At 54.9% G+C, this 26,985-nt stretch carries 25 protein-coding genes; 14 read left to right on the forward strand and 11 right to left on the reverse strand.

Features of this window, described 5'->3' with window-relative positions:
• The first annotated feature begins 60 nt into the window (after nucleotides 1–60).
• The gene (locus tag ABMA60_RS07425) at nucleotides 61–852 is read left to right on the forward strand and encodes a DUF599 domain-containing protein (RefSeq protein WP_392800944.1); all 792 of its coding nucleotides are present in this window, start codon (nucleotides 61–63) and stop codon (nucleotides 850–852) included.
• Here ABMA60_RS07425 and ABMA60_RS07430 read toward each other — a convergent pair.
• On the reverse strand, nucleotides 849–2,198 hold the full coding sequence (locus tag ABMA60_RS07430) for an MFS transporter (protein WP_392800946.1): 1,350 nt from the start codon (nucleotides 2,196–2,198) through the stop codon (nucleotides 849–851). The two genes, ABMA60_RS07425 and ABMA60_RS07430, sit on opposite strands and share 4 nt — an antisense overlap.
• Nucleotides 2,199–2,351: 153 nt before the next feature.
• Here ABMA60_RS07430 and htpG point away from each other — a divergent pair, with 153 nt between their 5' ends.
• The 4 genes from htpG to ABMA60_RS07450 all read left to right on the forward strand — a co-directional run bounded on the left by htpG (nucleotide 2,352) and on the right by ABMA60_RS07450 (nucleotide 5,711).
• Complete coding sequence (htpG, locus tag ABMA60_RS07435; protein ID WP_392800948.1) at nucleotides 2,352–4,247, forward strand: molecular chaperone HtpG; 1,896 nt, start codon at nucleotides 2,352–2,354, stop codon at nucleotides 4,245–4,247.
• Between the two features lie 136 nt (nucleotides 4,248–4,383).
• Nucleotides 4,384–4,953 (forward strand): YfaZ family outer membrane protein, encoded by a 570-nt coding sequence (locus tag ABMA60_RS07440; RefSeq protein ID WP_392800951.1) that lies wholly within the window; start codon nucleotides 4,384–4,386, stop codon nucleotides 4,951–4,953.
• 5 nt (nucleotides 4,954–4,958) lie between these two features.
• A complete protein-coding gene (locus ABMA60_RS07445) occupies nucleotides 4,959–5,438 on the forward strand; it encodes a DUF6586 family protein (protein WP_392800954.1) in 480 nt (159 codons plus the stop codon).
• 33 nt (nucleotides 5,439–5,471) lie between these two features.
• The gene (locus tag ABMA60_RS07450) at nucleotides 5,472–5,711 is read left to right on the forward strand and encodes a hypothetical protein (RefSeq protein ID WP_392800957.1); all 240 of its coding nucleotides are present in this window, start codon (nucleotides 5,472–5,474) and stop codon (nucleotides 5,709–5,711) included.
• Nucleotides 5,712–5,766: 55 nt separating this feature from the next.
• Here ABMA60_RS07450 and ABMA60_RS07455 read toward each other — a convergent pair whose 3' ends face one another.
• The 5 genes from ABMA60_RS07455 to ABMA60_RS07475 all read right to left on the reverse strand — a co-directional run bounded on the left by ABMA60_RS07455 (nucleotide 5,767) and on the right by ABMA60_RS07475 (nucleotide 10,699).
• On the reverse strand, nucleotides 5,767–6,903 hold the full coding sequence (locus ABMA60_RS07455; protein WP_392800961.1) for a JmjC domain-containing protein: 1,137 nt from the start codon (nucleotides 6,901–6,903) through the stop codon (nucleotides 5,767–5,769).
• A gap of 58 nt (nucleotides 6,904–6,961) precedes the next feature.
• Nucleotides 6,962–8,329: an adenylosuccinate lyase gene (gene purB, locus ABMA60_RS07460; protein ID WP_392800964.1), complete on the reverse strand. Its 1,368-nt coding sequence runs from the start codon at nucleotides 8,327–8,329 to the stop codon at nucleotides 6,962–6,964.
• 77 nt (nucleotides 8,330–8,406) lie between these two features.
• A complete protein-coding gene (hflD, locus tag ABMA60_RS07465; RefSeq protein WP_392800967.1) occupies nucleotides 8,407–9,036 on the reverse strand; it encodes a high frequency lysogenization protein HflD in 630 nt (209 codons plus the stop codon).
• A 77-nt stretch (nucleotides 9,037–9,113) separates the two neighbouring features.
• A complete protein-coding gene (mnmA, locus tag ABMA60_RS07470) occupies nucleotides 9,114–10,217 on the reverse strand; it encodes a tRNA 2-thiouridine(34) synthase MnmA (RefSeq protein WP_392800969.1) in 1,104 nt (367 codons plus the stop codon).
• 5 nt (nucleotides 10,218–10,222) lie between these two features.
• Nucleotides 10,223–10,699: an NUDIX domain-containing protein gene (locus tag ABMA60_RS07475; RefSeq protein WP_392800972.1), complete on the reverse strand. Its 477-nt coding sequence runs from the start codon at nucleotides 10,697–10,699 to the stop codon at nucleotides 10,223–10,225.
• A gap of 212 nt (nucleotides 10,700–10,911) precedes the next feature.
• On the opposite strand from ABMA60_RS07475, the gene fabV reads away from it, so the two are divergent.
• The gene (fabV, locus tag ABMA60_RS07480) at nucleotides 10,912–12,093 is read left to right on the forward strand and encodes an enoyl-ACP reductase FabV (RefSeq protein WP_392800975.1); all 1,182 of its coding nucleotides are present in this window, start codon (nucleotides 10,912–10,914) and stop codon (nucleotides 12,091–12,093) included.
• On the opposite strand, the gene ABMA60_RS07485 is transcribed toward fabV, so the two are convergent.
• The gene (locus tag ABMA60_RS07485; RefSeq protein ID WP_392800978.1) at nucleotides 12,029–12,724 is read right to left on the reverse strand and encodes a pseudouridine synthase; all 696 of its coding nucleotides are present in this window, start codon (nucleotides 12,722–12,724) and stop codon (nucleotides 12,029–12,031) included. The genes fabV and ABMA60_RS07485 overlap by 65 nt on opposite strands.
• A 273-nt stretch (nucleotides 12,725–12,997) precedes the next feature.
• On the opposite strand from ABMA60_RS07485, the gene ABMA60_RS07490 reads away from it, so the two are divergent.
• Nucleotides 12,998–15,226, forward strand: coding sequence for an NADP-dependent isocitrate dehydrogenase (locus tag ABMA60_RS07490; protein ID WP_392800981.1), 2,229 nt, complete (start codon nucleotides 12,998–13,000; stop codon nucleotides 15,224–15,226).
• A gap of 160 nt (nucleotides 15,227–15,386) precedes the next feature.
• On the opposite strand, the gene ABMA60_RS07495 is transcribed toward ABMA60_RS07490, so the two are convergent.
• A complete protein-coding gene (locus ABMA60_RS07495) occupies nucleotides 15,387–15,671 on the reverse strand; it encodes a cold shock domain-containing protein (RefSeq protein ID WP_392800983.1) in 285 nt (94 codons plus the stop codon).
• A 532-nt stretch (nucleotides 15,672–16,203) separates the two neighbouring features.
• Here ABMA60_RS07495 and clpS point away from each other — a divergent pair.
• On the forward strand, nucleotides 16,204–16,551 hold the full coding sequence (gene clpS, locus ABMA60_RS07500; protein WP_392801383.1) for an ATP-dependent Clp protease adapter ClpS: 348 nt from the start codon (nucleotides 16,204–16,206) through the stop codon (nucleotides 16,549–16,551).
• Nucleotides 16,552–16,572: 21 nt separating this feature from the next.
• Complete coding sequence (clpA, locus tag ABMA60_RS07505) at nucleotides 16,573–18,843, forward strand: ATP-dependent Clp protease ATP-binding subunit ClpA (protein WP_392800987.1); 2,271 nt, start codon at nucleotides 16,573–16,575, stop codon at nucleotides 18,841–18,843.
• A 94-nt stretch (nucleotides 18,844–18,937) separates the two neighbouring features.
• Here clpA and infA read toward each other — a convergent pair whose 3' ends face one another.
• The 3 genes from infA to aat form a co-directional block, all read right to left on the reverse strand.
• A complete protein-coding gene (gene infA / locus ABMA60_RS07510; protein ID WP_008043370.1) occupies nucleotides 18,938–19,156 on the reverse strand; it encodes a translation initiation factor IF-1 in 219 nt (72 codons plus the stop codon).
• Nucleotides 19,157–19,283: 127 nt separating this feature from the next.
• Complete coding sequence (locus tag ABMA60_RS07515; protein WP_392800990.1) at nucleotides 19,284–20,063, reverse strand: arginyltransferase; 780 nt, start codon at nucleotides 20,061–20,063, stop codon at nucleotides 19,284–19,286.
• The gene (aat, locus tag ABMA60_RS07520; RefSeq protein ID WP_392800993.1) at nucleotides 20,060–20,806 is read right to left on the reverse strand and encodes a leucyl/phenylalanyl-tRNA--protein transferase; all 747 of its coding nucleotides are present in this window, start codon (nucleotides 20,804–20,806) and stop codon (nucleotides 20,060–20,062) included. Before aat ends, ABMA60_RS07515 begins: the two co-directional genes overlap by 4 nt.
• Before the next feature lie 143 nt (nucleotides 20,807–20,949).
• Between aat and ABMA60_RS07525 the strand changes: the two genes are divergently transcribed.
• The 5 genes from ABMA60_RS07525 (at nucleotide 20,950) to serS (ending at nucleotide 26,964) form a co-directional block, all read left to right on the forward strand.
• Nucleotides 20,950–23,271 carry a DNA translocase FtsK gene (locus tag ABMA60_RS07525; protein WP_392800996.1) on the forward strand — a complete coding sequence of 774 codons (2,322 nt, stop codon included), beginning with the start codon at nucleotides 20,950–20,952 and terminating at the stop codon, nucleotides 23,269–23,271.
• A 9-nt stretch (nucleotides 23,272–23,280) separates the two neighbouring features.
• On the forward strand, nucleotides 23,281–23,898 hold the full coding sequence (gene lolA, locus ABMA60_RS07530) for an outer membrane lipoprotein chaperone LolA (RefSeq protein WP_392800999.1): 618 nt from the start codon (nucleotides 23,281–23,283) through the stop codon (nucleotides 23,896–23,898).
• Nucleotides 23,895–25,217 (forward strand): replication-associated recombination protein A, encoded by a 1,323-nt coding sequence (locus ABMA60_RS07535; RefSeq protein ID WP_392801002.1) that lies wholly within the window; start codon nucleotides 23,895–23,897, stop codon nucleotides 25,215–25,217. The genes lolA and ABMA60_RS07535 overlap by 4 nt, the downstream gene beginning before the upstream one ends.
• A 4-nt stretch (nucleotides 25,218–25,221) precedes the next feature.
• Nucleotides 25,222–25,611 (forward strand): fluoride efflux transporter CrcB, encoded by a 390-nt coding sequence (gene crcB / locus ABMA60_RS07540; protein WP_392801005.1) that lies wholly within the window; start codon nucleotides 25,222–25,224, stop codon nucleotides 25,609–25,611.
• 63 nt (nucleotides 25,612–25,674) lie between these two features.
• Nucleotides 25,675–26,964, forward strand: coding sequence for a serine--tRNA ligase (gene serS / locus ABMA60_RS07545; protein WP_392801008.1), 1,290 nt, complete (start codon nucleotides 25,675–25,677; stop codon nucleotides 26,962–26,964).
• Nucleotides 26,965–26,985: the final 21 nt, after the last annotated feature.

Genomic DNA, 26,985 nt, shown 5'->3' on the forward strand with positions numbered 1-26,985 from the left:
TTGTTATCGGGCTTTTTTTGCGTTGCACTCACGACAGTCTGTTTGCGTCGGTGCTCTGACTTGGCGTCGCTCTCATCTACAATGCTTCAATCTGCCTGGAGCAACAAGGACGCAACCATGCCGCCGTTTTTTGACTGGCTCGCCTTAATACTTTTTATCTCGAGTTGGATTGCCTATACGCGTTATGCGTCAATTGAAGGCAAGCGCCGCCATAGCCTGTCTTCGATCATGCATCATTTTCGCATCGACTGGATGCGGCGTTTGTTGCGCCGTGAAAACCGTGTCGCTGATATGTCGGCGGTGGGGAACCTGGAACGCAACTCAGCTTTTTTTGCGTCGGCCTGTTTGTTTGCCGTCGGTGGTTTGATTACTGTCCTGGCTGCATCGGAGCAGGTGATGGCGCTGCTGAATGATATTTCCTTCGTTCAGGACGGTACCAAGGCAATGTGGGAAGCCAAGGTGGGGATGCTGATCATCGTTTATATCTACGCCTTCCTCAGTTTCACCTGGAGCATGCGCCAGTTTGGTTTTTTATCGGTCATGATCGGCTCTGCGCCGACACCGACTGAGAGCATTGATGATGGTGTTAAAAACACCTTCGCCTTGCATACCGCTGAGGTGATGGACTTGGCGGGCAAGCAATTCAATTTGGGCTTGCGTGCCTTTTATTTCAGCCTGGCGGTGGTGGGGTGGTTTATCGGACCGTTCTGGTTTGTTGCCGGCACGGCCGTCATTATTGCGGTTTTATATCGGCGGGAATTTCGCAGTAATACGTTAAAGAAGTTGATCCGGGCCCGTGGATTAGACCCGAATCAGCCTATTCAAAGTGCTGATGAAGACAGCACGGCTTAACGGATTGACTCAGGGGCAGGGCCTTGAGCGATGGCTTCGCTAAGCGGCACGCGACGTAACAGCAGACCGCCAACGATAAAGTAAGCCATGATCACCAGCAGGGCATTGTGGCGACCGATGGCGTCGGAGACCGGGCCGAAGGTCATACCGATGATGATGGCAAAACGCCCAAAGGTACCCCACAAGCCAAACAGCAGCGCGGAGTCTTCTGGGCGAGCCAGCAGGCCCACCACGGCGCGACTGGCACTTTGAGTGGCGCCCATGGCGCTACCGGCGATAAAGGAAATCACCACAAAGAGCGGCACGGTTCCCAGGCCTGTCAGGCTTTGCAGCGGCTCCAGCAGATAGATGCCTAACAGTCCACATAACCACCACAGCAACGATAGCAACAGCGTATTTTTTGAACCCAGAGAGTCTTCCAGAAAGCCGAAACCGATGGCGCCGATCATCGAGGCGATTTGCAAGGTGGCACCGATGATCAGCAATTGTGCACCGGTGATGCCGATCTCTTCCTGCGCATAGATACCGAAAAATTTCACCACCACCGACACGCCCGCCATAAAGACCATAAAGGCAATAAAGAAGCGGAACAGCACGGGGTAATCACCGATCAGGCTGCGCATGTCTTTCAGGCGGGTTCCGGCCGCACGCAGTAAAACACCTAAATTGGCGTGTTCGAAGCCAGGTCTGGGAACGGCTCTTTCCTTGACGAACAGGAAGGTGGGCAGGGCACCCAACGCATAAAACAGTGCGATAGCAACCATCGCCAGCTGGTTTTGGTCAACATAGAGTGCCAGATTATCTTTGGCCTGGGTGGTGACAATGGCGATGATCATCACCAGGCTTAATAAGCCGCCGATGTAACCGATGCCCCAGCCGATTCCGGAAATCCGCCCCATATTGTCGCGGTTGGCGAGTTCGGTCAGAAAGCTGGCAATAAAGCTCTCAGACAGCATCCAGGCGGTGTTGGAGCAGATTAGAAACGCCATGCCCAGGGCGATGTTGCCCGGATCGACGAAAAATAGCCCGCCGGTGGCCAGAACCGATACCCAGGTGCACCAGGCCAGATAGCGCTTCTTATGGCCGCTGTAGTCACAGAGCACGCCGACAATGGGCGCCAGTAAAATCGCCAGGCCGGTAGAGATGGCGACACTGGCCGCCCAAAAGGTGTTTTTCAAATGCGCCAGCTCGGGCGGCACGATATAGGCAACAAAAAAAGCCGAATAGATAAAGGACACCACCACGGTGGTGTAGCTGGAATTGGCGAAGTCATACATCGCCCAGCCGACAATTTCGCGTTTACGCACGGCCTGGACAGGACTGAGGGATACATCCGATGAAGTCATTGCAGGTTTTCCTTGTGCAGTAATGCGCCGGGATGGCGCAGCCGTTCAGTTTGCCTGAGGCATGAAAGTGAGGGAAGTAGGCGCCACCGCTTGAAATGAGAACGCTGACCCATAAATTGTGTCCACCGCTAAGTTATTGATTTGAGGTGCTCTATGCCTGAAACCCATCAAGAAACTCACAGTTTTCAGACGGAAGTCAAACAACTGTTGCAACTGATGATCCACTCGCTGTACTCGAACAAGGAAATTTTCCTGCGCGAGTTGATCTCCAATGCCTCCGACGCCGCCGATAAGCTGCGTTTCCGGGCGCTGAAAGACGACAGCCTGATGGCCGATGACAGCGATCTGAACATCCGTATCGAATTTGACGCTGACGCCAAGACGCTGAGCCTCTCGGATAACGGCATCGGTATGAGCCGTGACGATGTGGTAGCGAACCTGGGTACCATCGCCAAGTCGGGCACCGCTGAATTTCTGCAGAACCTGACCGGTGACGAACGCAAAGATAGCCAACTTATTGGTCAGTTTGGTGTCGGTTTTTATTCCGCTTTTATCGTTGCTGACAGCGTCGATGTTTTTACCCGCCGCGCCGATCTGGCAGCCAGCGAAGGCGTGCATTGGAGCAGTGCTGGTGACGGTGAATTCACCTTGGCCGATGTCGAACTGCCGCAACGCGGTACGCGCATCGTCCTGCATCTGAAATCCGATAGCGCCGACTTTGCCGATGGCTGGCGTTTGCGTAGCCTGATCCGTAAGTATTCGGATCACATCTCAATTCCAGTGCAGATGCTGAAAGAAGCCGACGGCGAAGACGAACAGCCAGCGCCGGAATGGGAAACCGTCAACAGCGCAACGGCGCTCTGGACGCGCTCGCAAAGCGAGATCAAGGACGAGGAATATCAGGAACTGTACAAGCATATCTCGCACGACTATGGCGATGCACTGACCTGGAGCCACAACAAGGTCGAAGGCAAGATGGAATACACCAGCTTGCTCTATGTGCCAGCGAAAGCGCCGTTTGATTTGTGGAATCGCGAGCGTGTGCGCGGCTTGAAATTATACGTCCAGCGCGTCTTTATCATGGACGACGTCGAACAGTTCTTGCCGATGTATCTGCGCTTTGTGAAAGGCATTGTCGACTCCAACGATCTGCCGCTGAACGTCAGTCGCGAGATCCTGCAGAGCAACGATGCCATCGATGCGATGCGCGCTGCTCTGACCAAACGCGTGCTCGATATGCTGACCAAGCTTGCCAAGAAAGACGCTGAAAAATACCAGGCGTTTTGGGACGAATTTGGTCAGGTACTTAAAGAAGGTCCGGCCGAAGATTCCTCGAATAACGAGAAAATCGCCAAGCTGCTGCGCTTTGCCACGACTCATACTGGCGAAGCCAAGCAGGATCAGTCGCTGGATGACTATGTGGCGCGTATGAAGGAAGGCCAGGACAAGATCTACTATGTCGCCGCTGACAGTCATCAAACCGCCAAGAACAGCCCGCACCTGGAAGTCTTCCGCAAGAAAGGCATTGAAGTGCTGCTGATGAGCGATCGCATTGATGAATGGCTGATGGGTTACTTGCGCGAATTCGATGGCAAGCAACTGGTCGATGTTGCCCGTGGCGGTCTGGATCTGTCCGGCGTTGAAACCGAGGAAGAGAAAGCAGCTCAGCAGAAGGCTAACGATGAACACAAGCCGTTGCTGGAGCGCTTGCAGACGCTGCTGGAAGACGATGTTGAAGCGGTACGCATGACTCACCGTCTGGTGGAATCTCCGGCCTGTATCGTCGTTGGTGACAACGATATGGGCGCTCAGATGCGTCGTATTATGGAAGCGGCGGGGCAGCCGGTTCCGGAAACCAAGCCGATTTTCGAGCTGAACCCGGAGCATCCGCTGGTGCGTCGTCTGGAAGCCGAAGCCAGTGAAGAGCGGTTTGCGGACCTGGCCAATATCCTGCTGGAGCAGGCCCGTCTGGCCGAAGGGTCGCATCCCAAGGATTCAGCGGCTTTTGTCACGCGCCTCAACAAGCTGTTGCTGGATCTGGCAGGCTGAGAACCGCCTGATTGTTCCAATCGAAGCCACGGCGGCGTCATTCGAGCGTGTCATCTTTCACAGAGGTGACTGTCGGATGATGCCGCTGCAGTGGTAATTCAGTACAATTCCGCCAAATTTATTCTGGAGTTCCTGCATGTCTGTCAAAACCGGGTGGCTTTTGTTGGTTGCCGCCGTCCTTCCGTTGGCGGCAAACGCTGGCGGTGCCATCGATTTCTCTTTGTCCGACACCTCTGTGCGCCTTGAACACGAAGCGGTTCGTACCGGAACTTCTGCTCATATCACCACCGGCGTGCTCTACAGCGAGCGTTACAGCAGTAGCGACAGCACCTTCGCCTTCAGTGCCGGTTTCAATGCGGTGGACGCAACCTTGCAAAACCGCGAATTGATCGGCGGCATCGGTTTCAAAGGCTATTTCTTTGAAGATCGGGTCGATGCCGGTGGCGCTGTTGCCGTAGGTGGCTTTCTACGCTGGAATCCGGACTTTATGAATGGTCTGGGTGCTGAGGGCAGTCTGTATTATTCGCCGCAGATTTTGGCCTTTAACAGCCTGGATGGTTTTCAGGATATCCAGGCACGACTGACCTACAAGGTGTTGCCGCAGGCTCGTCTGTTGGTTGGTTGGCACGACGTCTCCTCCTATCGAGGCAGCAGCAATGTGAAAGTTGATAATGCCCTGCACCTCGGCTTTCGCATGAATTACTGAGTCAGATGAACCGTCGCGCTCAGACCAATCTATTGCTGTACCAGGCGCGCCTGATGCTTGATCAGGCGCAGACTGCAGGCATCCCGGCGCTGGTTGAAGCCTGTGAAGATGCCGCTGTGAGCTTTATGCACCGGGCGGTTCGCTCGGTTGTCGCCGAAGCGGCGGATGCTTATGGCCTGGCGTTGACGCCGGACCGGCCATTGCATGAACTGTTGCGGCAACTGGGAGAGCATCGGCCCGACGCTTGGGAATATCGCACCATCAAAGATGCCTTAACCCAGCCGGAACACTGGTTGACGCGTTTGCACCAGGCCAGCGAACATTGGGCCGGCAGAGTGGGTCAGGGCGCAGTAAAATCGAGCAGCCAGGAAAGAATTGAGCTGGTGCTGTCGGATGACCAAGACACTACAAATCATTACCGCAACTGGATGACTGACCTGCAACAATGGGTCGATCGCATTCGTGAGCTCGGCGACCACAGCTGAGCTGTTGTCCATGCACCCATAGAAAAGGCAACTATGTACTGGGAAATCATTGAACTGGGAAACGGCGATATTGCCTTGCGCAAAGTCGATTCCGAAGATGAGCCGTTACTGACCATTCGCTTTTCCGATGAAGCCAAGGACCGACTGCAGGACCAGCGTCTGGATGTAGCGCGAGCTATGATCAGCGCGGGCGTACAGGTAGCGACGGATATCGAAAGCCTGGATGAAGACGAAGAACTGGAAATGGAAGCCGAAGGCGCAACCCTGCACTAAATAGCTGTCGGCACAACAGCCGTTCAGCGAAGGCTGGTCATGGTTGTCACCGCTATTAAAGCCATTGCTCTTCAGCGTCGGCGAAATAAAAGACGTCCCTTTGTACCAACTCAGTCAGCATATCTGCCGGTAGTTCGGCCAGTTTCTGCTGTAGATCGGCAGCGCTGAGTTTGCTCTGATCGCACAACCATAACAGTTGATCTTCACTCAAATCGGTCGCGAAGGCCTGCCCCTGTATAAATAGCTTTCCTGGCACATAGGCCAATCGGCCAGCACGGTTGCGCAGTAGCGGCTGTTGTTGCAGTTGCTGCTTTATTTCGTTCTCAGTAAAGCTGGGCTCATCAACACTGGACTCGCCGTATTTGGGCTCGGTCATATAGCGACCAAACCACTCGGTTATGGCTTGTCGATCCGACGTCAGTTGCATCAGTAAACTCTGTACCCGGTCAATATCGGCTTCACTAAGACGGTGTGGATCGTTACGTGCTTGCAGATCCGGATCTGCATAGCGCTCAAAATCACTGTCCTGCTCGGCCATAAAGTGCGCAAACTCGCCCCAGACCTGTGCTCTGGATGGTGCCCTGAATCCGATTGAACAGGTGATTCCTGCACTGATCGCCGTGCCCCAATGCGCAACGCCAGGCGGCACATACAGCATGTCACCCGGTTCCAGTACCCAGCGTTCCTGCTCTTCGAACTGCGCCAGAATGTTCAGTTCGGTATCGTCCCGGCAGTCATCCGCTTCGCTGCAGCTTTGACCAATGCGCCATTCGCGCTGGCCACTGAGTTGAATCAAGAAGACATCGTAGTGATCGAAATGCGGCCCAACACCGCCGCCGGGGACGGAGTAGGAGAGCATGATGTCGTCGAGTCGCCAACTAGGAATAAAGCGGAAGTGATCGAACAGGGCCGCAATATCCGGCACCCAGTGATCGACAGCTTGCACCAGCAAGGTCCAGTCCCGTTCGGGCAGGGCGGCAAAGTCGTCTTCGTAAAATGGGCCGTGTCTTAGCTTCCAGTCGTTGGCAGTGACCAGACGGGATTCGACCGTCTCCTCGGTGGCCAGGCCGGCCAGGTCATCACCATCGATTAAATCACTCTGGTCGGGCAGTGCAGAACGCACTAATAAAGGGGCTTTTTGCCAGTATTGGCTGAGGAAGGATGGGGCCGACAGGCCTCCCAGGACTTTCATAATCGTGCTCCTGAAGCGGCGATAAAACGTAAGGCCAAGAGTGCCTGTCGAATCTGGATCAGAGGCGCTTGGCCAGTTCGCTGGCGTTACCAACATAAGCTGCCGGGGTCAGTGCCAGCAAGGCCTGTTGCGCCTCTTTCGGTAAATCCAGTTGTGCCACGAAATCCTGCATCATGGTTTCGGTGATGGCTTTGCCGCGAGTGAAGGCTTTGAGCTTCTCATAGGGCTCTGCAATGCCGTAGCGGCGCATCACCGTTTGAATGGCCTCGGCCAGGACTTCCCAGGCCTGGTTAAGGTCGGCTGCCAGGCGTTCCGGATTGGCTTCCAGCTTGCTGATGCCTTTAAGGCTGGCTTGATAAGCAATCAGGCTGTGCGCCAGACCGACGCCCATGGAGCGCAATACGGTGGAATCGGTCAGGTCGCGCTGCCAGCGTGAGATCGGCAGTTTGGCGCCCAGATGTCCCAGCACCGCATTGGCGATACCCAGGTTGCCTTCGGAGTTCTCGAAGTCGATGGGGTTGACCTTGTGGGGCATGGTCGAGCTGCCAACTTCGCCGGCGATGGTCTTCTGCTTGAAATAACCCAGCGAAATGTAGCTCCAGATATCGCGGTCAAAATCGATCAGAATTGTGTTGAAGCGGCTGATGGTATCGAACAGCTCGGCGATGTAATCGTGCGGTTCGATCTGAGTGGTGTAGGGGTTCCAGTCCAGCCCCAGGCTTTCAATAAAGCTGCGCGCATTGGCTTCCCAGTCGATGTCCGGATAGGTCGCCAGGTGAGCGTTGTAGTTACCGACGGCGCCATTAATCTTGCCCAGATATTCGATGCGCTCCAGTGCTTTCAACTGGCGCTGCAGGCGATAGGCGACGTTGGCCATTTCCTTGCCCAAGGTGGTTGGCGATGCTGTCTGTCCGTGCGTGCGGCTGAGCATGGGCAGGTCGGCGTGCTGGTGCGCGAGCTTGGTGATTTGCTCCGCGACCTCAGTCATTGTCGGCACCAGGACGTCGCTAACGCCGCTTTTGAGCATCAGCGCATGAGACAGGTTGTTGATGTCTTCAGAGGTGCAGGCGAAGTGCACGAATTCACCAGCGTTAGCCAGTTCGTTGAACTCAGACAACTTGTCTTTCAGAAAATACTCAACCGCTTTGACGTCGTGGTTGGTGGTGCGTTCAATGGCTTTAATCGCTTCGGCATCGGCCACTGAGAAGTTCTCAACCAATTGGTTGAGAAAGGTCTGGGCGGCGTCGCTGAAAGCCGGTAACTCTTCGATCTGCGGATGGGCTGCTAACTGTTGCAACCACCGTACTTCTACCCGAACCCGAGCGTGAATCAGGCCGAATTCACTGAAATGCTGACGCAGCGCTTCGGTCTTGCTGCCATAGCGGCCGTCGATGGGTGAAATAGCGGTAAGGGCGGTCAATTCCATAGCAGGCGGGATCCGGTCGGTGGTGGTCGAAAGGCTGGCGATTATAGCGGCCTGAAGCCCGCAGCGCCAAGGCAGGCTCAGTGGGTGTTGCGCATCAGCAATTGTTGGGCATTACGGTAGAGGGCATTGCGCTTGAACAGAATATGCCAGCGGCGACCGCCTTGCTGATGCCACAGATGAGCGCTGCGAATGCCAAACAGCAACAGGGCGCGAACCTGATCGGCTGTGCGCGGGTTCTGCAGATAGCTGGGATTACCCATGACCCGGATGCGGAAGCTCAGCTTACTGACGCTTTCCTGGTAGCAGTGGGCGGCGGCACCAATGACGGAGTCGTGCAGCGGATCATCAAAATAGTGAAACTGTTCGACGGCGCGTTCCAGCGATTTTCCCAGGCTGTTCATCAGGTCGTCGCGACGGGATAGTTTTCTCTGCGCATGGAGGATGCCCATGGCGTAGCGCATCACTTCTGTTGAGATGCCGGCACCGCGCCGCGACAACACATCCCGAACGCCCTGTAAGCCGATGCGGATGCCGCTGACACCCTCGTAGATATCTTCCACACTGGCCGGATTCAGGTTTAATACCGAACGGATACTGCGCGCCAGTTCATCACGGTCGATCTGGCCTTTGCGGGCCAGTTGTTCGACTAGGATAGAGGCCTGAAAAACGCCAGCCAAAGCCATTACCTGATGTTCAGTCTGCGACATCCGTATTCCTTAACAGGGAGTTGTGTCGGTTAACGTTCGATTGCACTGCATGGTTAGTGACGGTCGGTTAGCCGAATTCAAGCATCCGCCAGCCAGGTTTGTTCAATCACACCGCCACCCAGGCAGACTTCGCCATCGTAGAACACCGCCGATTGTCCGGGCGTGATAGCACGTTGAGGTTCGTCAAAGACAACGCTGTAACCCTCACCATCGGCGCTGATGGTGCAGCTTTGATCGGGCTGGCGATAACGATGTTTGCAGGTCAATTGAACCGGCAGAGTCGGAGCCATACCGCTCACCCAATGGATATGACTGAGCGTCATCCGGTTGGTAAACAGGGCCGGGTGATCGGTACCCTGGACCACAGTCAGCACATTGCGCTCCAGGTCTTTGGCAGCAACAAACCAGGGCGCTTCGCCATGATTGCGAGTGCCGCCAATTCCCAGGCCCTGACGTTGCCCGATGGTGTAGTACATCAAACCCTGATGTTCGCCGATGACCTCACCTTCAAGTGTTTCAATTACCCCAGGCTGAGCCGGGATGTATTGTTTTAGGAAATCGCTGAAGCGGCGTTCACCGATAAAGCAAATGCCGGTGCTGTCTTTTTTTCGCGCTGTGGCCAGTTGATATTTTTCGGCGATGCGGCGGACTTCAGGCTTTTCCAGTTCGCCGACCGGAAACAGGGTTTTCTCGAATTGTTCATGACCCACGGCGTGCAGGAAATAAGACTGGTCTTTGTTGTTGTCCAGACCGCGCAACAGCTCTGCGCCATTGGGGCCGGAACGCGTGCGCGCATAGTGACCGGTAGCAATACGATCGGCGCCCAGGGTCAAGGCATATTCAAGAAAGGCTTTAAACTTGATTTCCCGGTTGCAAAGGATGTCGGGGTTAGGTGTCCGTCCGGCCTTGTACTCTTCCAGGAAATGCTCGAAAACATTGTCCCAGTATTCAGCGGCAAAATTGGCCTTGTGCAGCTTGATGCCCAATCGATCGCTCACCGCCTGGGCGTCGGCCAAATCTTCTTTAGCGGTGCAGTATTCGGTGCCGTCGTCTTCGTCCCAGTTTTTCATAAACAGGCCTTCGACCTGGTAGCCCGCTTCCAGCAACAAGGCGGCGGTCACCGACGAATCGACACCGCCGGACATGCCGACGATGACCTTGGTGTTGGCGGGATTGGTCATGACGATTAAAGCTCCTGGGACGGGGTAGGTGACAGCAAGGGTTGTATGCAATTCAGCGGAAAGCGCTGGCCGGCCTGATAATCCACTAAGCACTGGTGCACGATGGGACTGCGTAACGGGTATTGTCCTGCCAGCAACTCATCGAGTGGCAGCCAGGCGGCTTGCAGTATATCGGCATCAAGTTTGGCATTTTCAACCAGGGCGACGGCTTCACCGATAAAACAGGCGCGCAGATAATGCACACCCGTGGCGGCATGGACGTTCTGGTAGATGCCCAGCAGGTGCGTTAACTGAACTTGATAGCGACTTTCCTCCAGTGTTTCCCGAACAGCGGCGGCCTGAATGTCTTCACCGACCTCGACATGACCAGCGGGTTGATTCCAGACGTTTATACCGTTATCTATTTCGTTGACCATTAATATATTGCTTTGGTCTGGGATCAGGACTGAGGCGGTCAGATGGGGATAGTCGCTGTCATTCATTGGCTTCTCCTCGCGGGGCGCAGAGCTTAAACCCCTGGCGGTAGGGGTCAAGATCGGATACTGGCTCTGTTCGTGACGCTCACAAGTCTTTTGCGCTGCCGGCGACGCCGATTGCTACGCCTGGCAGTAAAATGGCGCTAAAGTTCGGATCATTCGGCCTGTCTGTGTTGTCTGGCCCATTAAGCAATACACCATATCAAGGAACTCTAGGCATGATTATCAAACCCAAGGTTCGTGGTTTTATCTGTACCACCGCTCATCCGGAAGGGTGCAAGGTGCATGTTCAGGAACAGATCGACTACGTCAAAGCTCATAAGCCAAGTGGTTCAGGCCCCAAGAACGTTCTGGTCATTGGCTGCTCCAACGGTTATGGCCTGGCGTCTCGTATTTCTGCCGCTTTCGGTTACAGCGCCAACACGCTGGGTGTGATGTTTGAAAAAGAACCTTCAGAGAAGCGTCCGGCTTCAGCAGGTTGGTACAATACCAAGGCCTTTGAAGCGGCTGCGGCTGCTGAGGGCGTGTTTGCCAAATCATTGAACGCCGATGCTTTTTCTGATGAAGCCAAGGCGCAGGTGATCGACGTCATCAAAAATGACATGGGCGGCAAGGTCGACCTGGTTGTATACAGTCTCGGCTCACCGCGCCGTACGGATCCGGAAACCGGGGTGACTTACTCCTCGTCGCTGAAAGCCATTGGCGAGCCAGTGACGCGTAAAAGCCTGAACACTGACACCAAGGCGGTTTCCGACTTCACGCTAGATCCGGCGACGGATGAAGAGATCGCCAACACCATCAAAGTGATGGGTGGTGAAGATTGGGAGCGCTGGATTGATCAACTGGCAGCGGCCGGCGTTCTGGCTGAAGGCGTTCAGACCACGGCTTACAGTTATATCGGCAAAGATCTGACCTGGCCGATCTATGGCGGTGCCACCATTGGTCGTGCCAAGCAGGATGTGGACCGCGCTTGCGGCGTGATTCAAAACAAACTGAAAGCCGAATTGAATGGCAGTGCTCATGTGTCTGTATTGAAGGCTGTTGTTACTCAGAGCAGCTCAGCCATTCCAGTGATGCCGTTGTATCTGTCGATTCTGATCCGCGTAATGAAAGAGCGCGGCACGAACGAAGGCTGCATCGAGCAGGTTCATGGTCTGTTGGCCGATCAGCTCTATAGTGGCGGTGACCTGACCCTGGATGATGAAGGTCGCATCCGTATGGACCTGAAGGAACTCGAACCTGAGGTTCAGGCTGAAGTCGAAGCGATCTGGAATCAGGTTGACAGCAGTAATGTTGATGAACTGACCGATTTTGCCGAATACCAAAAAGAGTTCTTTAAACTTTTCGGTTTCGGTTATGAGCAGGTCGATTACGATCAGGACGTGAACCCGATCGTTTAACGCCTTTCGCATTCTGAGCACGAGAAGCGGCGCCACCTTGGGGCCGCTTTTTTTTGGCCTGAATATTTATACCGTTATCTATTAAGGTTTTCATATCCAGGGTATGGTATTGCCCGGGTAATAAGTCATCCAGCGACAGCCCCCCCAGTGACCAACGAATCAGGCGTAGGGTGGGAAAGCCAATAGCCGCGGTCATACGACGGACCTGGCGATTACGACCTTCCGTCAGGGTAATGCGCAACCATTGGGTGGGAATCGCTTTGCGTTCACGAATGGGTGGCTGGCGGGCCCACAGCCAGAACGGTTCGTCCACACAGTCGACCATTACCGGACGCGCCGGACCGTCTTTTAAAGTGACACCCTGGCGCAGTTTCTCCAGATCGAGTTCATTAGGCACGCCCTCAACCTGAGCGTAATAAACCTTGGGTACCTTGAAGCGCGGATTGGCCAGGCTGTGGATCAAAGCCCCGTCATCGGTCAGCAACAGCAGGCCTTCGGAGTCATAGTCCAGGCGACCGGCGGCATAAATGCCGGTAATGGAAACGTGGTTGGCCAGGGTTTCGCGGCCTTCGGTATCGGTGAATTGGCACAGAACCTGGAAGGGTTTGTTCAGCAGAACAACGGTGCTCATAAGGGATCGGTCACGTCAGTTTGCGGGCTTTGGGCCAATGGTCTAGCTTGCAATTTTTGACGAAAAACCACAAATTATGCGCCCGACGCGAGGCTCTGATCGCTGCTGGACACAATATAACCATCGTGTTCTGCGGCAGTGTATCTACACTGAAGCCGCCTTGTTACTGAATCATCATCCGGACGTTGTACGTTTCGCGAGCATTCGGCATCTGCATGGCTCACCGACAACTTTCGCGCTATCGCCTCAGCAAAACCCTTTACAGGAGTAAGAATGGCTACCAAGAATCCCACCATTGTATATACCGAGACCGATGAAGCCCCAGCGTTGGCGACCTATTCTTTGCTCCCCATTATCCGGGCATTCGCGGCTCAATCCGGGGTTGAATTCGAAGTTCGTGATATCTCTCTGGCCGGTCGCATCCTGTCTCAGTTTCCTGATTATCTGACGGAAGACCAACGCCAGTCCGACGACCTGGCTTATCTGGGTGAACTGGCGAAAACGCCGGAAGCCAACATCATCAAGCTGCCTAACATCAGTGCCTCCTTCCCTCAGTTGGCGGCTGCCATTAAAGAGCTGCAGGCCAAAGGTTACGCGCTGCCGGACTATCCGGTGAATCCATCGAATGACGAAGAGAAAGACATCCAGGCGCGTTATGACCGCGTCAAGGGCAGTGCGGTTAACCCGGTGTTGCGCGAAGGTAACTCAGATCGCCGTGCACCGGAGTCGGTCAAAGCCTACGCCCGTGCGAATCCACACTCCATGGGTGAGTGGTCCTCATCATCCAAGAGCCGGGTTGCTCATATGGACGATGGCGATTTCTTCAGCAGCGAACAGTCAGTGACCATGGATAAAGCCGGCGAGGTTCGTATTGAGCTGGTATCCGGTGGTGATGTTCAGGTTCTGAAATCGCTGAAAATTCTCAGCGGCGAAGTTATCGACTCCTCGCGTATGAGTGTTGCCAAGTTGCGCGCTTTCTATGAAAAGGCCGCCCAGGAAGCGAAACAAGAGGGCGTTTTGCTGTCACTGCACCTGAAAGCCACCATGATGAAAGTGTCTGATCCCATCATGTTCGGCCACGCCGTGACCGTTTTCTTTAAAGATGTCTTCGAAAAACACGCAGCAACCTTTGAAAAACTGGGTGTCAACGTTAAGAACGGTTTCAACGATGTGCTGACCAAAATTGCCGAACTGCCGGCTGATGAACGCGCAGCCATCGAAGCGGACATCAAAGCGACTTTCGAACAGCGCCCTGAGTTGGCCATGGTTAACTCCGACAAAGGCATCACCAACCTGCACGTGCCCAACGATGTCATCATCGATGCGTCTATGCCCGCGATGATCCGTTCTTCCGGTCAGATGTGGGGTCCGGACAACGCCCTGCACGATACCGTGGCCATGATCCCGGATCGCTGCTACGCCGGTGTCTATCAGGAAACCATCGACTTCTGTCGCAAAAACGGTGCCTTCGATCCGCGCACCATGGGCACCGTTCCCAATGTTGGCCTGATGGCTCAAAAAGCCGAAGAATATGGCTCACACGACAAAACCTTCGAAGTGCCGAGCGATGGCGTGATGCGTGTTGTCGATGCCGATGGCAATGTATTGATGTCGCATGAGGTGGAAGCTGGCGACATCTGGCGTATGTGTCAGGCCAAAGACGCACCGATCAAAGACTGGGTAAAATTGGCGGTGAGTCGTGCCCGTGCTACTGGTTGGCCGGCGATCTTCTGGCTCAGCCCAGAGCGCGCCCACGATGCTGAACTGATCAAAAAGGTGAATGCCTATCTGCCGGAATTCGACACCGATGGTCTGGATATCCGCATCATGTCCCCGGAAGAAGCCACTCGCTTTACCCTGGATCGGGTCAAGAAAGGCGAAAACACCATCTCGGTCACCGGTAACGTCCTGCGTGACTACCTGACTGACCTCTTCCCGATTCTGGAACTGGGCACCTCAGCGAAAATGCTGTCGGTTGTTCCATTGATGAATGGCGGTGGTTTGTTTGAGACCGGTGCGGGCGGTTCTGCTCCCAAGCACGTCGAACAATTGCTGTCCGAGAACTACCTGCGTTGGGATTCTCTCGGTGAGTTCCTGGCGCTGGCCGCTTCGTTGGAGCATTTGTCGTCGGTTGCTGGTTTGCCGAAAGCCTCCGTACTGGGTAAGACGCTCGACACCGCAACGGCCAAGTTCCTGGTGGAAAACAAGTCACCGACACGTCGCCTGGGTGGTATTGATAACCGCGGTTCACACTTCTATCTGGCACTGTACTGGGCGGAAGCTCTGGCGAGCCAGGATGAAGATGCTGACCTCAAGGCAAGCTTCCAGTCTGTCTACAAGGCCATGGCCGAGAACGAAGCTGCGATCGTTAAAGAACTGGCTGATGTCCAAGGCAACAGCGTCGAGATTGGTGGTTACTATCGTTTCGATGGTGATCTGGCTGCCAAGGTTATGCGCCCGAGTGCGACCTTGAACGCCATCGTTGACGCTATGCGCGTCTGATCGATCCAGCCTTCTTCAAACCGCGCTTCGGCGCGGTTTTTTGTTGATGGACACAAACAAAAAAGCCCTCACCAGTAACTGGGAGGGCTTTTTGCGTTAGCCTGAACTTATCAGGCGTACTGCAACCGTATGCAGTGGGGTGAGTTTTATGATTATTTTTCTAGGTTTGATCGCTGGTACTGGTTGAGCGCTCCTTCGCTTCGTTCCGGTTAGATGTTGAACGTTCAGTACCGGCCATCTCTGGCAGAACTTGAATGTTCACGGCATGAATGCCTCGCTCGGCTTTGACCGTATCAAACTCGACGGCCTGACCTGCTTTCAGCGTTTTGTAGCCTTCCATCTGGATGGAGGAGTAATGGGCGAAGAGGTCTTCTTCGTGTTCGTCACAAACGACAAACCCGAACCCCTTGGCGTTGTTGAACCATTTTACTTTCCCTACCGGCATAACGGACTCCTTACAACCACGTTAGACTGAGCCTGGAAGTCACTGTGGTAGCCAAATGACTTCCGACGCTGACGTCGTGTCGCTGATGCGTTAGCTTAGAGCCGGGAAAGAGGCTTTGAGCGGTCCGAAGACAGCTTGGCTAACGTTCAGCGGCGTATCATCGTTTGTTCTGTGATCTCTCGGTACAGCCTAATCCAGTGGGCCCTAAATCTTCATTTGGAGCTCGCTGATCACAAAATAAACGATTCGGCGTCGGGCTAATGGTTGGCCGTTGATTCAATGAAGTCAACCCCCATTGAAGGAGCTTATGATCGGACGCACATTAGGTGATCTGTTCAGATCGGGGTTTTCCGGGCTCTTACCAGGGTTCGACCACAGTTCATCACTCGTGCAAAAAACGACCAAGGGCAAGCTGCATGGAGTCCCCGATCGTAAATTCATCCGCTATGCATTCACTGATAACGGGCAGTCTGATATGAAGTTGAGGTATCCAGACATCAACGACTCACTAACTCCTGTATTGGCCCGAAAGATGCTTTTGACACGTCTGGGACCGGAAGATCCGGACGATGACGACGATCAGGGCGTTGCGCTTGAAACCAGCAAGCCAGAGCTCAAGCAACCGCCGCTGTATCGTGTGGTCTTGCTGAATGACGACTACACCCCCATGGAGTTTGTCATTCATATCCTGGAGGCGTTCTTCTATATGTCCCGGGAAAAAGCAACCCAGGTTATGTTAACGGTGCATACACAAGGAAAAGGCGTGTGCGGTGTCTATACTAAGGACATTGCCGAGACCAAGGCGGCCATGGTCAACCAGTACTCCAGGGATAATGAGCACCCCCTGGTGTGTGAGGTCGAAGAAGTCGATGACGAATGATCTGCGAGAGGGTCTGTTGACATGTTAAGTAAAGATCTCGAACTAACGCTGAATAATGCGTTCAAAGAAGCCCGGTCCAAGCGCCACGAATTCATGACAGTCGAGCATTTGCTGTTGGCGCTGCTCGACAACAATGCCGCCGCTGAGGTGCTCAACGCCTGTGCCGCTGATATCTCCCAGTTGCGACGTGACCTGACCGAATTTATTGACTCAACCACGCCACTTATTCCCAAAGAAGACGACGAGCGTGAAACCCAGCCGACCTTGGGCTTCCAGCGCGTGCTGCAGCGCGCTGTCTTCCATGTGCAGTCGTCTGGCAAGAAAGAAGTCACCGGGGCCAATGTGTTGGTGGCAATTTTCTCCGAACAGGAGAGTCAGGCGGTTTTCTTCCTTAAGCAGCAAAGCATCTCTCGCATCGACGTGGTCAATTTCATTGCTCACGGCATTTCCAAAGTGCAGAGCGAAAATGTTCAGCCCAATGAGGATTTCAGCGATCAGCAGGAAGAGGGCGGTGGCGATGGCGTGCAGGGCAGTGCTCTGGAAAGCTTTGCCGCCAACCTGAACGATCAGGCGCGCCGCGGCCGCATCGATCCTCTGGTAGGGCGTGAGCATGAAGTTGAGCGTGTGATTCAAATTCTCTCGCGTCGCCGCAAAAATAACCCGCTGTTGGTGGGTGAAACCGGCGTCGGTAAAACGGCCATTGCTGAAGGCCTGGCCAAGCGCATCGTTGATGGTGATGTACCTGACATCGTTCAGAACGCTCAGGTATTTTCGCTGGATCTGGGTGCACTGCTGGCCGGCACCAAATACCGCGGTGACTTTGAGAAACGCCTGAAAGCCTTGCTGGCAGAGCTGAAGAAAAAAGAGAAAGCCATTCTCTTTATCGATGAAATTCACACCATCATCGGTGCCGGCGCAGCCTCGGGTGGCGTTATGGATGCTTCGAACCTGCTTAAGCCAATGCTCAGCTCTGGTGAGCTGCGTTGCATGGGTTCGACAACCTTCCAGGAATTCCGAGGCATTTTCGAGAAGGACAGCGCTTTAACCCGTCGCTTCCAGAAAATCGATGTCACTGAACCGTCAGTGGACGAAACCTATCGGATTCTGAAAGGTCTGAAGTCGCGCTTTGAGGAGCATCACCATCTCAAATACACCGATAAGGCGTTAAAAGCGGCCGCTGAATTGTCGGCCCGTTACATCACTGACCGTCACCTGCCGGACAAGGCCATCGACGTCATTGATGAAGCCGGAGCGGCACAACGACTGCTGCCAACCAGTCGCCGTAAAAAGTCGATTGGCGTGCCCGATGTCGAGAAGGTCATAGCGTCTATCGCTCGCATTCCTGAGAAGAGTGTCAGCCGCAACGATAAAGAAGTGCTGGAAAGCTTGGAGCGTAACCTGAAGATGACCGTCTTTGGACAAGAGAACGCGATCGAGCAATTGGCCTCAGCGATCAAGCTGGCACGAGCCGGTTTAAAATCGGCGGATAAGCCGATCGGTTCCTTCCTGTTTGCCGGTCCAACGGGTGTCGGCAAAACCGAAGTCAGCAAGCAGTTGTCAGAATCGCTGGGCATTCCATTGCTGCGCTTTGATATGTCCGAGTACATGGAGCGTCACACCGCATCACGCTTGATCGGTGCGCCTCCAGGGTACGTTGGTTTTGATCAGGGCGGCCTGCTGACTGACGGCGTCACCAAGCACCCGCATTCGGTCTTGCTGCTGGATGAAATTGAGAAAGCGCATCCGGATGTCTTTAACTTGCTGTTGCAGGTCATGGATCACGGTACCTTGACCGACAATAACGGTCGCAAAGCAGACTTCCGCAATGTCATTTTGATTATGACCAGTAATGCCGGCGCGGAAATGCTCAACAAGCGCACCGTTGGTTTTACCACTCAGGACAACAGTACCGATGGCATGGAAGTCTTGCGTCGCAGCTTTACGCCGGAGTTCCGTAACCGCCTGGATGGCATTGTTCAGTTTGGTGCCTTGCCGATGGAAGTTGTCGTCAACATCGTCGACAAGTTCCTGACCGAATTGCAGGCTCAGTTGGATGACAAAGGCATCATGCTGGATGTCGATGAGCAGGCACGCGAATGGCTGGCTGAGAAAGGCTACGACCGGAATATGGGCGCGCGTCCGATGAATCGTCTGATTCAAGACAAGGTCAAGCGTCCGTTAGCCGACCTGATCCTGTTCGGTCCATTGACCAAAGGCGGTACCGTCAAATTGCGGGTACGCGATGACGAGTTGGCCTTGGATGTAGAAGAGGAAGAAGTGGCGACGGCTTGATTCACTCCGTCGCTATATGGCTACCGTTGACGGTGGCCAACAACAAAAAAGCACCCCAAGGGGTGCTTTTTTTATGCGAGATTGCAGTGAGCGCTTAGCGGGCGCGATAGACGATGCGACCCTTGGTCAGATCGTAGGGAGTCAACTCCACCTTGACCTTGTCGCCAGTCAGAATGCGGATGTAATTCTTGCGCATCTTGCCGGAGATATGAGCCGTGATTACATGGCCGTTTTCCAGCTTAACGCGAAACATGGTGTTGGGAAGGGTGTCGAGAATCTCCCCTTCCATTTCAATGACGTCTTCTTTTGCCATAGATTTCTTTGCAGTCCTCTGAGGGTCGCAACAGGGCGGGATGGCGCGCAGCCCCGTTTTTTTAAAGTTCAAACCGGCGGGCATTCTGCCTGAAAATGCGCCAATGATCAAAAAAATCGGGCCGAAATCAGTCAGTTATAGGGTTTAGGGTTTCAATCAGTTGAGCGCTGAGCGTGCGCCATTGGCGATTGATAAGAATATCCAGCGGTCTGAAGTCAGCTTTGTATTGCATTTGTGCAGAGCCTGGAACCCAGTATCCCAAATAGAGGAAAGGTAACTTCAGTTCACGACACAATTGAATCTGACTGAGAATGGCAAAGGTGCCCAAACTGCGTTTGTCCTCGTCGCAGTCGAAAAAGGTGTAGGTTGCCGATAGGCCGGTTTGCAGTAAGTCGGTAAAGGCAACGGCCAGCAATCGTTCGCCATGGCGAATTTCGAGAATGAACCCCAGGTCCGGTCGGCTGACCAGAAAATCCCGATAGCTGTCACGCGTGGGCGGGTACATATCGCCGTCGTAGTGACGCTCGCTCAGGTAGCGCTCATAGAGTTGATAATGTGCTTCGTTGAAGCGGCAAGGCAGGCGTCTCAGTGTCAGATCATTATTGCGTTTGAGGATACGCCGAAAACGCCGTTTCCAGTCAAAGGCGTCGACCCGGACTCGCGAGGGCAGGCAGGCACCACAGTTTTCACAGTCGGGCCGATACAGGTGCTGGCCCGATCGCCGAAAGCCCAGATGCATCAACTGTTCATAGAGCGCCGTATTGAAGCTTAATTCCGGGTCCAGGAAGAGCGTTCGGGATTGCTGCTCGGGCAGGTAGCTGCAGCGATGCTCACCGGTACGAAACAGCTTGATGGTTTGCTGTTGGTCATCGCTCTGGTTGTCTCGATCATCATCGGCATTATTCATGGTGAATCCTGGCGAGAACTTGGATTACCCAAGCGTTGGGTTAACAAGGCATTGAGTCGATCTGATCCGGGCATAGTGAGCTGAATTCGCTGTACTGGAAGGGCCTGCTCGAAATGCTCCCGGTCTATCTCAACGGCGCCCAGGCTGGCCAGATGATCATTGTAGACCTGACAATCGATGAGTCGCAGCTGGGCCTGTTCAGCCCAGTCACTCAACGCCAGAAAGGCGTATTTAGACGCATTGGGTTGGCGCGAAAACATACTTTCGCCAAAGAAGACCTTTTCAATACCCAGACCGTAGAGACCGCCAACCAGGTTGTCCTCTTGGTAGACTTCGATGCTGTGCGCCCAGCCCAGTCGATGCAATTCGCAATAGGCGTCGACGATCTCCTCGGTGATCCAGGTGCCGGCTTGAGCTGCACGGGGCTCCTGGCAAGCCTGGATGACCGCCGCAAAGTTACGGTTCACCGCGAGTTGAACAGGCGATCGCCGAAAGGCTTTACGCAGACTGCGCGATGGCTGCATGGCACCGGGCAGCAGAACCATGCGCGGCGAAGGCGACCACCATAGAATGGGCTCACCGTCATTGAACCAGGGGAAGATGCCGCGTTGATAAGCGGTTAACAGCCATTCCGGGCGCAGCGCACCGCCCGCCGCCAGAATGCCGTTGGGCGAGTTCAGAGCGGTGTTCGTTGGCGGAAAGTCAGGCGGCTGTTCAGCGTCCAGCCAGGCGATTTGTGGCATAAAAATGCTTGATGTATCAATAAGTTGCCCCAGTGTCTGTGGTATCTTAGGGGCAGTGGACGGTGCTTGCCAATGCGCGGCGAGTCTGTCCTTGGGTAGAATGCGATCGGCCAAGTCCGGTCTCGGTTAGCAAAGGAACATCGGTGACGCAGAAATCCGCACGCGCGCGGGACGACGACCGCGTACTCGACCTCAAGCAACGGCTTTTGCTTGAGGGCAGTTTGTTATTGTCACTCGCTATCGGCGTCTACCTGCTGATAGCGCTGATGAGTTATCACCCGTCCGATCCCGGCTGGGCGTTTTCCGGTGCCGGTGAAGGTATTCGTAACCTGGCGGGGCGCGCCGGCGCCTGGATTTCCTCTTTGCTGTTCAGCCTGGTTGGCGGCTTGGCCTATGGCTTGCCGGTTATCTTTTTTTATCGTGCCTGGGCGACTTTTCGTGATCGCCGCGCCGGTCTGCATTGGAATCCGGTGCTGATTGCGGTGCGCAGCCTGGGTTGGGTGCTTTTTGTCGCAACCAGTTGCACCTTAGCGACGGTGCATATTGCGTCATCCGCCAATGCCAGCGCTGGTGGTTGGCTCGGCCGACATCTGTCGGAGTTGATTTTCCCCAGTCTTGGACTGACCGGCGCTACCTTGCTGTTGGTGGTGCTCTGGTTTATTTCGCTGACCGTGGCGATGAATGTTTCCTGGTTGGCTGTTATGGAAGCGGTTGGCCGTCGTCTTCTGGGGCTCTTTGATCGCCTGCGCGATCGCCGTCACGCCCGTAAACGCCGCCAAGATGAAGATATTCAGCGCCAGCAAGTCATTCAATCGCGTAAGGCCAATCTCGAAGTGCAGATGCAAAAACAGGCCAAGCGTAAACCACCACAGATCAAGCCTTTACAACCACGCGTGACCAAGTCCAGTGAGCGCGTCGAAAAAGAGCGTCAGCAGCCGTTGTTTGAAGGCAGCAGTGCCAATACGGCGCTGCCTGAGCTGAGTCTGTTGCAGTCCAGCGAACACGACAGTGTGGGCGGCTTCAGCGAAGAAGCGCTGGAAGCCATGTCGCGGTTGCTGGAAATCAAACTCAAAGATTTCGGCGTCGAAGCGGAAGTCACCGAAGTAGCACCGGGTCCGGTGATTACCCGTTTTGAAATCCAGCCGGCCGCTGGTGTGAAGGTCTCCAAGATCGCCAACCTGGCTAAAGACCTGGCGCGATCCATGGCGTTGGTGAGCGTGCGGGTGGTGGAAATCATTCCCGGCAAGACGACCGTTGGTATCGAAATTCCTAATGAAAAGCGCGACATCGTTCGGCTCAGCGACGTGCTACGCTCAGCGGTGTATGATAAGGCCAAATCCCCTCTGACCTTGGCGCTGGGCGATGATATCTCCGGTACGCCAGTCTGTGCCGACCTGGGCAAGATGCCACACCTGTTGGTTGCCGGTACCACTGGTTCCGGTAAATCGGTCGGCGTTAACGCCATGCTGTGCAGCATCTTGTTTAAGGCCACACCCGAGGAAGTGCGGCTGATTCTGGTCGATCCGAAAATGCTCGAGCTGTCGGTTTACGAAGGCATTCCGCACTTGCTGACGCCGGTGATCACCGATATGAAAGATGCGGCTAACGGTCTGCGCTGGTGTGTCGCCGAGATGGAGCGTCGCTACAAGCTGATGGCCTCTGTCGGTGTGCGTAATCTGGCGGGCTTCAACAAGAAGGTGACAGATGCTCAGAAGGCGGGCGACCCGATTCGCGATCCGCTGTATGACCCCTCACAGCAATTGGATCCGCATGCACCGGCGCCGGAACTCGAACCCATGCCGTTTATTGTGGTCGTGGTCGATGAATTTGCCGACATGATGATGATTGTCGGCAAGAAGGTGGAAGAGCTGATTGCCCGCTTGGCACAGAAAGCCCGGGCTGCCGGCATCCATTTGATTCTGGCGACTCAGCGTCCGTCAGTGGATGTTATTACCGGCCTGATCAAAGCTAACATCCCGACGCGCATTGCCTTTCAGGTGTCATCGAAAATCGACTCCCGCACCATTCTTGACCAGGGCGGGGCAGAGCAGTTGCTGGGCCATGGTGACATGCTTTATTTACCGCCAGGTACTGGTTTGCCGGTGCGTGTCCACGGCGCCTTTGTCGATGACGATGAAGTGCATCGCGTGGTCAGTGAGTGGAAGAAACGCGGCGCTCCGGATTACATCGAGGAAATTCTCAGCGGTGGGGATGCTGATCTACCCGGCGTTCCCAGTCTTGAAGAAGGCGGCGAAGATCCGGAAGCCGACGTCCTATTTGATGAAGCAGTTGCCTTTGTGACCCAAAGCCGCAAGGCATCAATTTCCTCGGTACAGCGCAAACTGCGCATCGGCTACAACCGTGCAGCCCGCTTGGTCGATGCGATGGAAGCGGCAGGCATTGTCAGTGCTGCTGGCCATAACGGCACCCGTGAAGTTCTCGCGCCACCACCGCCGGCAGGTTAAGGAGTCCGTATGAAAGTTCTGTTATCACTGTTGTTGGCCACCGCCAGCTTCTCTGCACTGGCCGATGAAGCAGCACGTGAGCGCTTGATTGAGCGTTTGGAAGCCACTTCAAACCTGAGTGCTGAGTTTGAACAAGAAACCTACGCCGAAGGTGAATTGCGAGGCGAACGTTCCAGCGGCCTGATGCAAATTGCCCGGCCGCTGAAGTTCGTTTGGCAGGTCAGCGAGCCGTATGAACAAAGTGTCATCTCCGATGGTGACACGCTCTGGGTCTACGATCCGGACCTGGCGCAAGCAACCTATCAACCGGTTGCTGATCAGATTCGGCAGTCTCCGGCGATGATTCTCACCCAGCCACGCTCAACGCTGTCGACTTCCTATGAGGTGACCGAAGCGGCCAATGATGAATTGACCAGTTATCAGCTCTATCCCACCGATGAAGATGCGATGTTCAGTGAGCTGACGCTGGTCTTTGTTGACGGTGTGATCAGCCAATTACGCCTGACCGACAACCTGGGACAGGACACGCGAATCCGTTTTAACGACGTGCGCACTGGTATGAATTTCCCGGCCGCTACCTTCGAGTTTGAACCGCCGGCTGGCACGGACGTTTTCGAGCAGATGTGATGGATCTTTTCGCTGCCGACGCCAATGATGCCTTCAAACCCCTGGCTGAACGCCTGCGACCGACGTCGCTGGACGATTACGTCGGCCAGAAGCATGTCTTGGGCCCGGATCAGCCGCTGCGTCAGGCCATAGAGCGCGACCAAATCCATTCGATGATTTTCTGGGGCCCGCCGGGTGTGGGTAAAACAACCCTGGCTCGTTTGCTGGCCCACAGTACCTCCAGTCGGTTTGAACCTTTGTCTGCCGTTCAGGCGGGCGTCAAAGACATCAAAGCTGCAGCAGAGCGGGCCAAGCAGGCCGCGGTAGAGGGCAGGCGAACTCTGTTGTTTGTCGACGAAGTCCATCGCTTCAATAAAGCTCAGCAAGATGCCTTCTTGCCCTATGTCGAAGACGGTACCTTCGTCTTTGTTGGCGCCACCACGGAAAATCCCAGTTTCGAACTGAATGCGGCGTTGTTATCGCGGGCGCGCGTTTATCCGCTGAAGTCGCTCGAAGACGACGATATGGCGCTGCTGCTTAAGCAAGCTCAGGCCGCCGATGCCAAGGTAGGTCAGTTAGTTATCGCCGAAGAAGCTCAGTTGCCGCTGTTTCGCCTGGCCGATGGTGACGCCCGCCGGCTCTATAACCTGCTGGAATTGGCTGCCGACCTCTATGCTGACGATCCGCTTGGTTTGACTGCTGAACGTCTGGGCCAGATGACTCAGGGCCAAACTCGGCGTTTTGATAAAGGCGGCGATGCTTTTTACGACCAGATTTCCGCACTGCACAAGAGCGTGCGTGGTTCGTCACCCGATGGTGCCCTGTATTGGTTGTGCCGCATGATTGATGGCGGCTGCGATCCGTTCTATATCGCCCGGCGCCTGGTGCGGATGGCCAGTGAAGACATCGGTAATGCCGATCCGCGCGCCCTGACCATCGCCATGGATGCCTGGCAGGTTCAGGAGCGTCTGGGCACACCCGAAGGCGAACTGGCCTTGGCACATGCTTGTGTTTACCTGGCGTGCGCGCCCAAGAGTAACGCCGTCTACAGTGCCTTTAATCGGATGATGGAAGTGGTGCGTTCGGATCGCAGTCGCGAAGTGCCGGTGCATTTGCGCAACGCACCGACTGGCTTGATGAAAGATCTGGGGTATGGCGCCGCTTATCGCTATGCGCACGATGAGCCTCATGCCTATGCCGCCGGTGAACGCTATCTGCCGGAAGAATTAGGCGATGAACGTTTTTACCAACCGGTTGATCGTGGTTTAGAGAAAAAGATCGCCGAAAAATTGGTTTTCCTGCGCCAGCTGGACGCCGACGCACAACATAAAGGGGACTGAACCGATGTTGGGATTGGCACATTGGCTGGCGGTGGCCATCGGTGGCGCGCTGGGCGCCATGGGACGTTTTGGCGTCGTGCAACTGGTAAATCGTCATGATGGCGGTCACTTTCCCTGGGGCACTCTGGTCGCCAATGTGACCGGCAGTTTTATTATCGGCATCGCCTTTGTATTTTTTGCCCTGAAGCATACCGATCCCAGTGGAGTGGGGCGCTCGTTGATTGTCGTCGGCATGCTCGGCGCCTTTACCACCTTCTCCAGTTTTGCCATCGAGAGTCTGGTGCTGGTTGAACAACAGCATTATGTCTCAGCGCTACTCTATATTTTGGTCTCGGTATTGGCCTGTCTGGCTGCCGCTGCTCTGGGCTTAGGGGTTGCCAAGCTGTTATTCTAATACGTCGGCCCGTTCGGGCCGGTTAACCCCTTTCTACTGACTCTTAAACAGGAACTGCTTTCCATGCTCGACATCAAACGCCTGCGACAGGACATTGAACCTCTGGCTGCCCGCTTGAAGGTTAAAGGCTTCTCTCTGGATGTGTCCGCGTTTGAGTCATTGGAGTCCCGGCGCAAGGGCTTGCAGGTCGAAACCGAACAGCTGCAGGCCGAGCGCAAGAAAGCCTCTAAACAGATTGGTCAGCTGGTAGGCCAGGGCATGAGCGTTGACGATGCCAAGGCTGAAGTGCAGAAAGTACTGGATGACATCGCCGCCAAATTGGGCGCCCGTGAAGCTGAACTTAAAGACGTTCAGGCTGACCTCGATGCCTTTATGCAGAACATCCCCAACGTGCCGGACGAAGCCGTGCCGGCAGGCAAGGATGAAAACGATAACCTCGAAGTGAGCCGCTGGGGTGAGCCTCGTCAGTTTGATTTTGAGGTTAAAGATCACGTCGACGTTGGTGCCGCTATCGGTGGGCTCGATTTTGAACAAGCCGCCAAGCTGACCGGCAGCCGCTTTGCGGTGATGAGCGGCCCAGTAGCGCGTCTGCACCGCGCCCTGGCGCAGTTTATGCTCAATACCCATGTCGACGAGCACGGCTACCTGGAAGCCAATGTTCCGACCATCGTCAATCGCGATTCTCTGGTTGGCACGGGTCAGTTGCCCAAGTTCGAAGAAGATCTGTTCAAGCTCAATGTCGATCAGGATTACTACCTGATTCCAACCGCCGAAGTACCGCTGACCAACTTGGCGCGCGATGAAATTCTCGACGCCGCCAGCTTGCCGTTGCGCTTTGCCGCTCATACCTTGTGCTATCGAAGTGAAGCGGGCAGCTACGGACGGGACGTGCGCGGTATGATTCGCCAGCACCAGTTTGAAAAAGTTGAACTGGTGCATCTGGTGCGTCCGGAAACTTCCATGGATGCGTTGGAAGCCCTGGTAGGCCACGCCGAAACCATTCTGCAGAAACTGGAACTGCCGTACCGTAAGGTGCTGCTGTGTGGGGGTGATCTCGGTTTCAGTGCCGCCAAGACTTACGATCTGGAAGTCTGGTTGCCGGCGCAGAATGCCTACCGTGAAATCTCTTCCTGCTCCAATATGACCGACTATCAGGCGCGTCGTATGCAAGGGCGTTACCGTAACCCGGAGACCAACAAGCCGGAGCTGCTGCATACTCTGAACGGTTCGGGTCTGGCCGTCGGTCGGACCCTGGTCGCGGTGTTGGAGAACTATCAGAACGCCGACGGTTCCGTCACCGTGCCAGCAGTGCTGCGTCCTTATATGGGCGGTCTGGAGCGGTTAACGGCTTGATCAAAAGCCCCGGTTTAGACC

The sequence above is a fragment of the Saccharospirillum sp. HFRX-2 genome (assembly GCF_043196805.1).
GTDB lineage: Bacteria > Pseudomonadota > Gammaproteobacteria > Pseudomonadales > Natronospirillaceae > Saccharospirillum.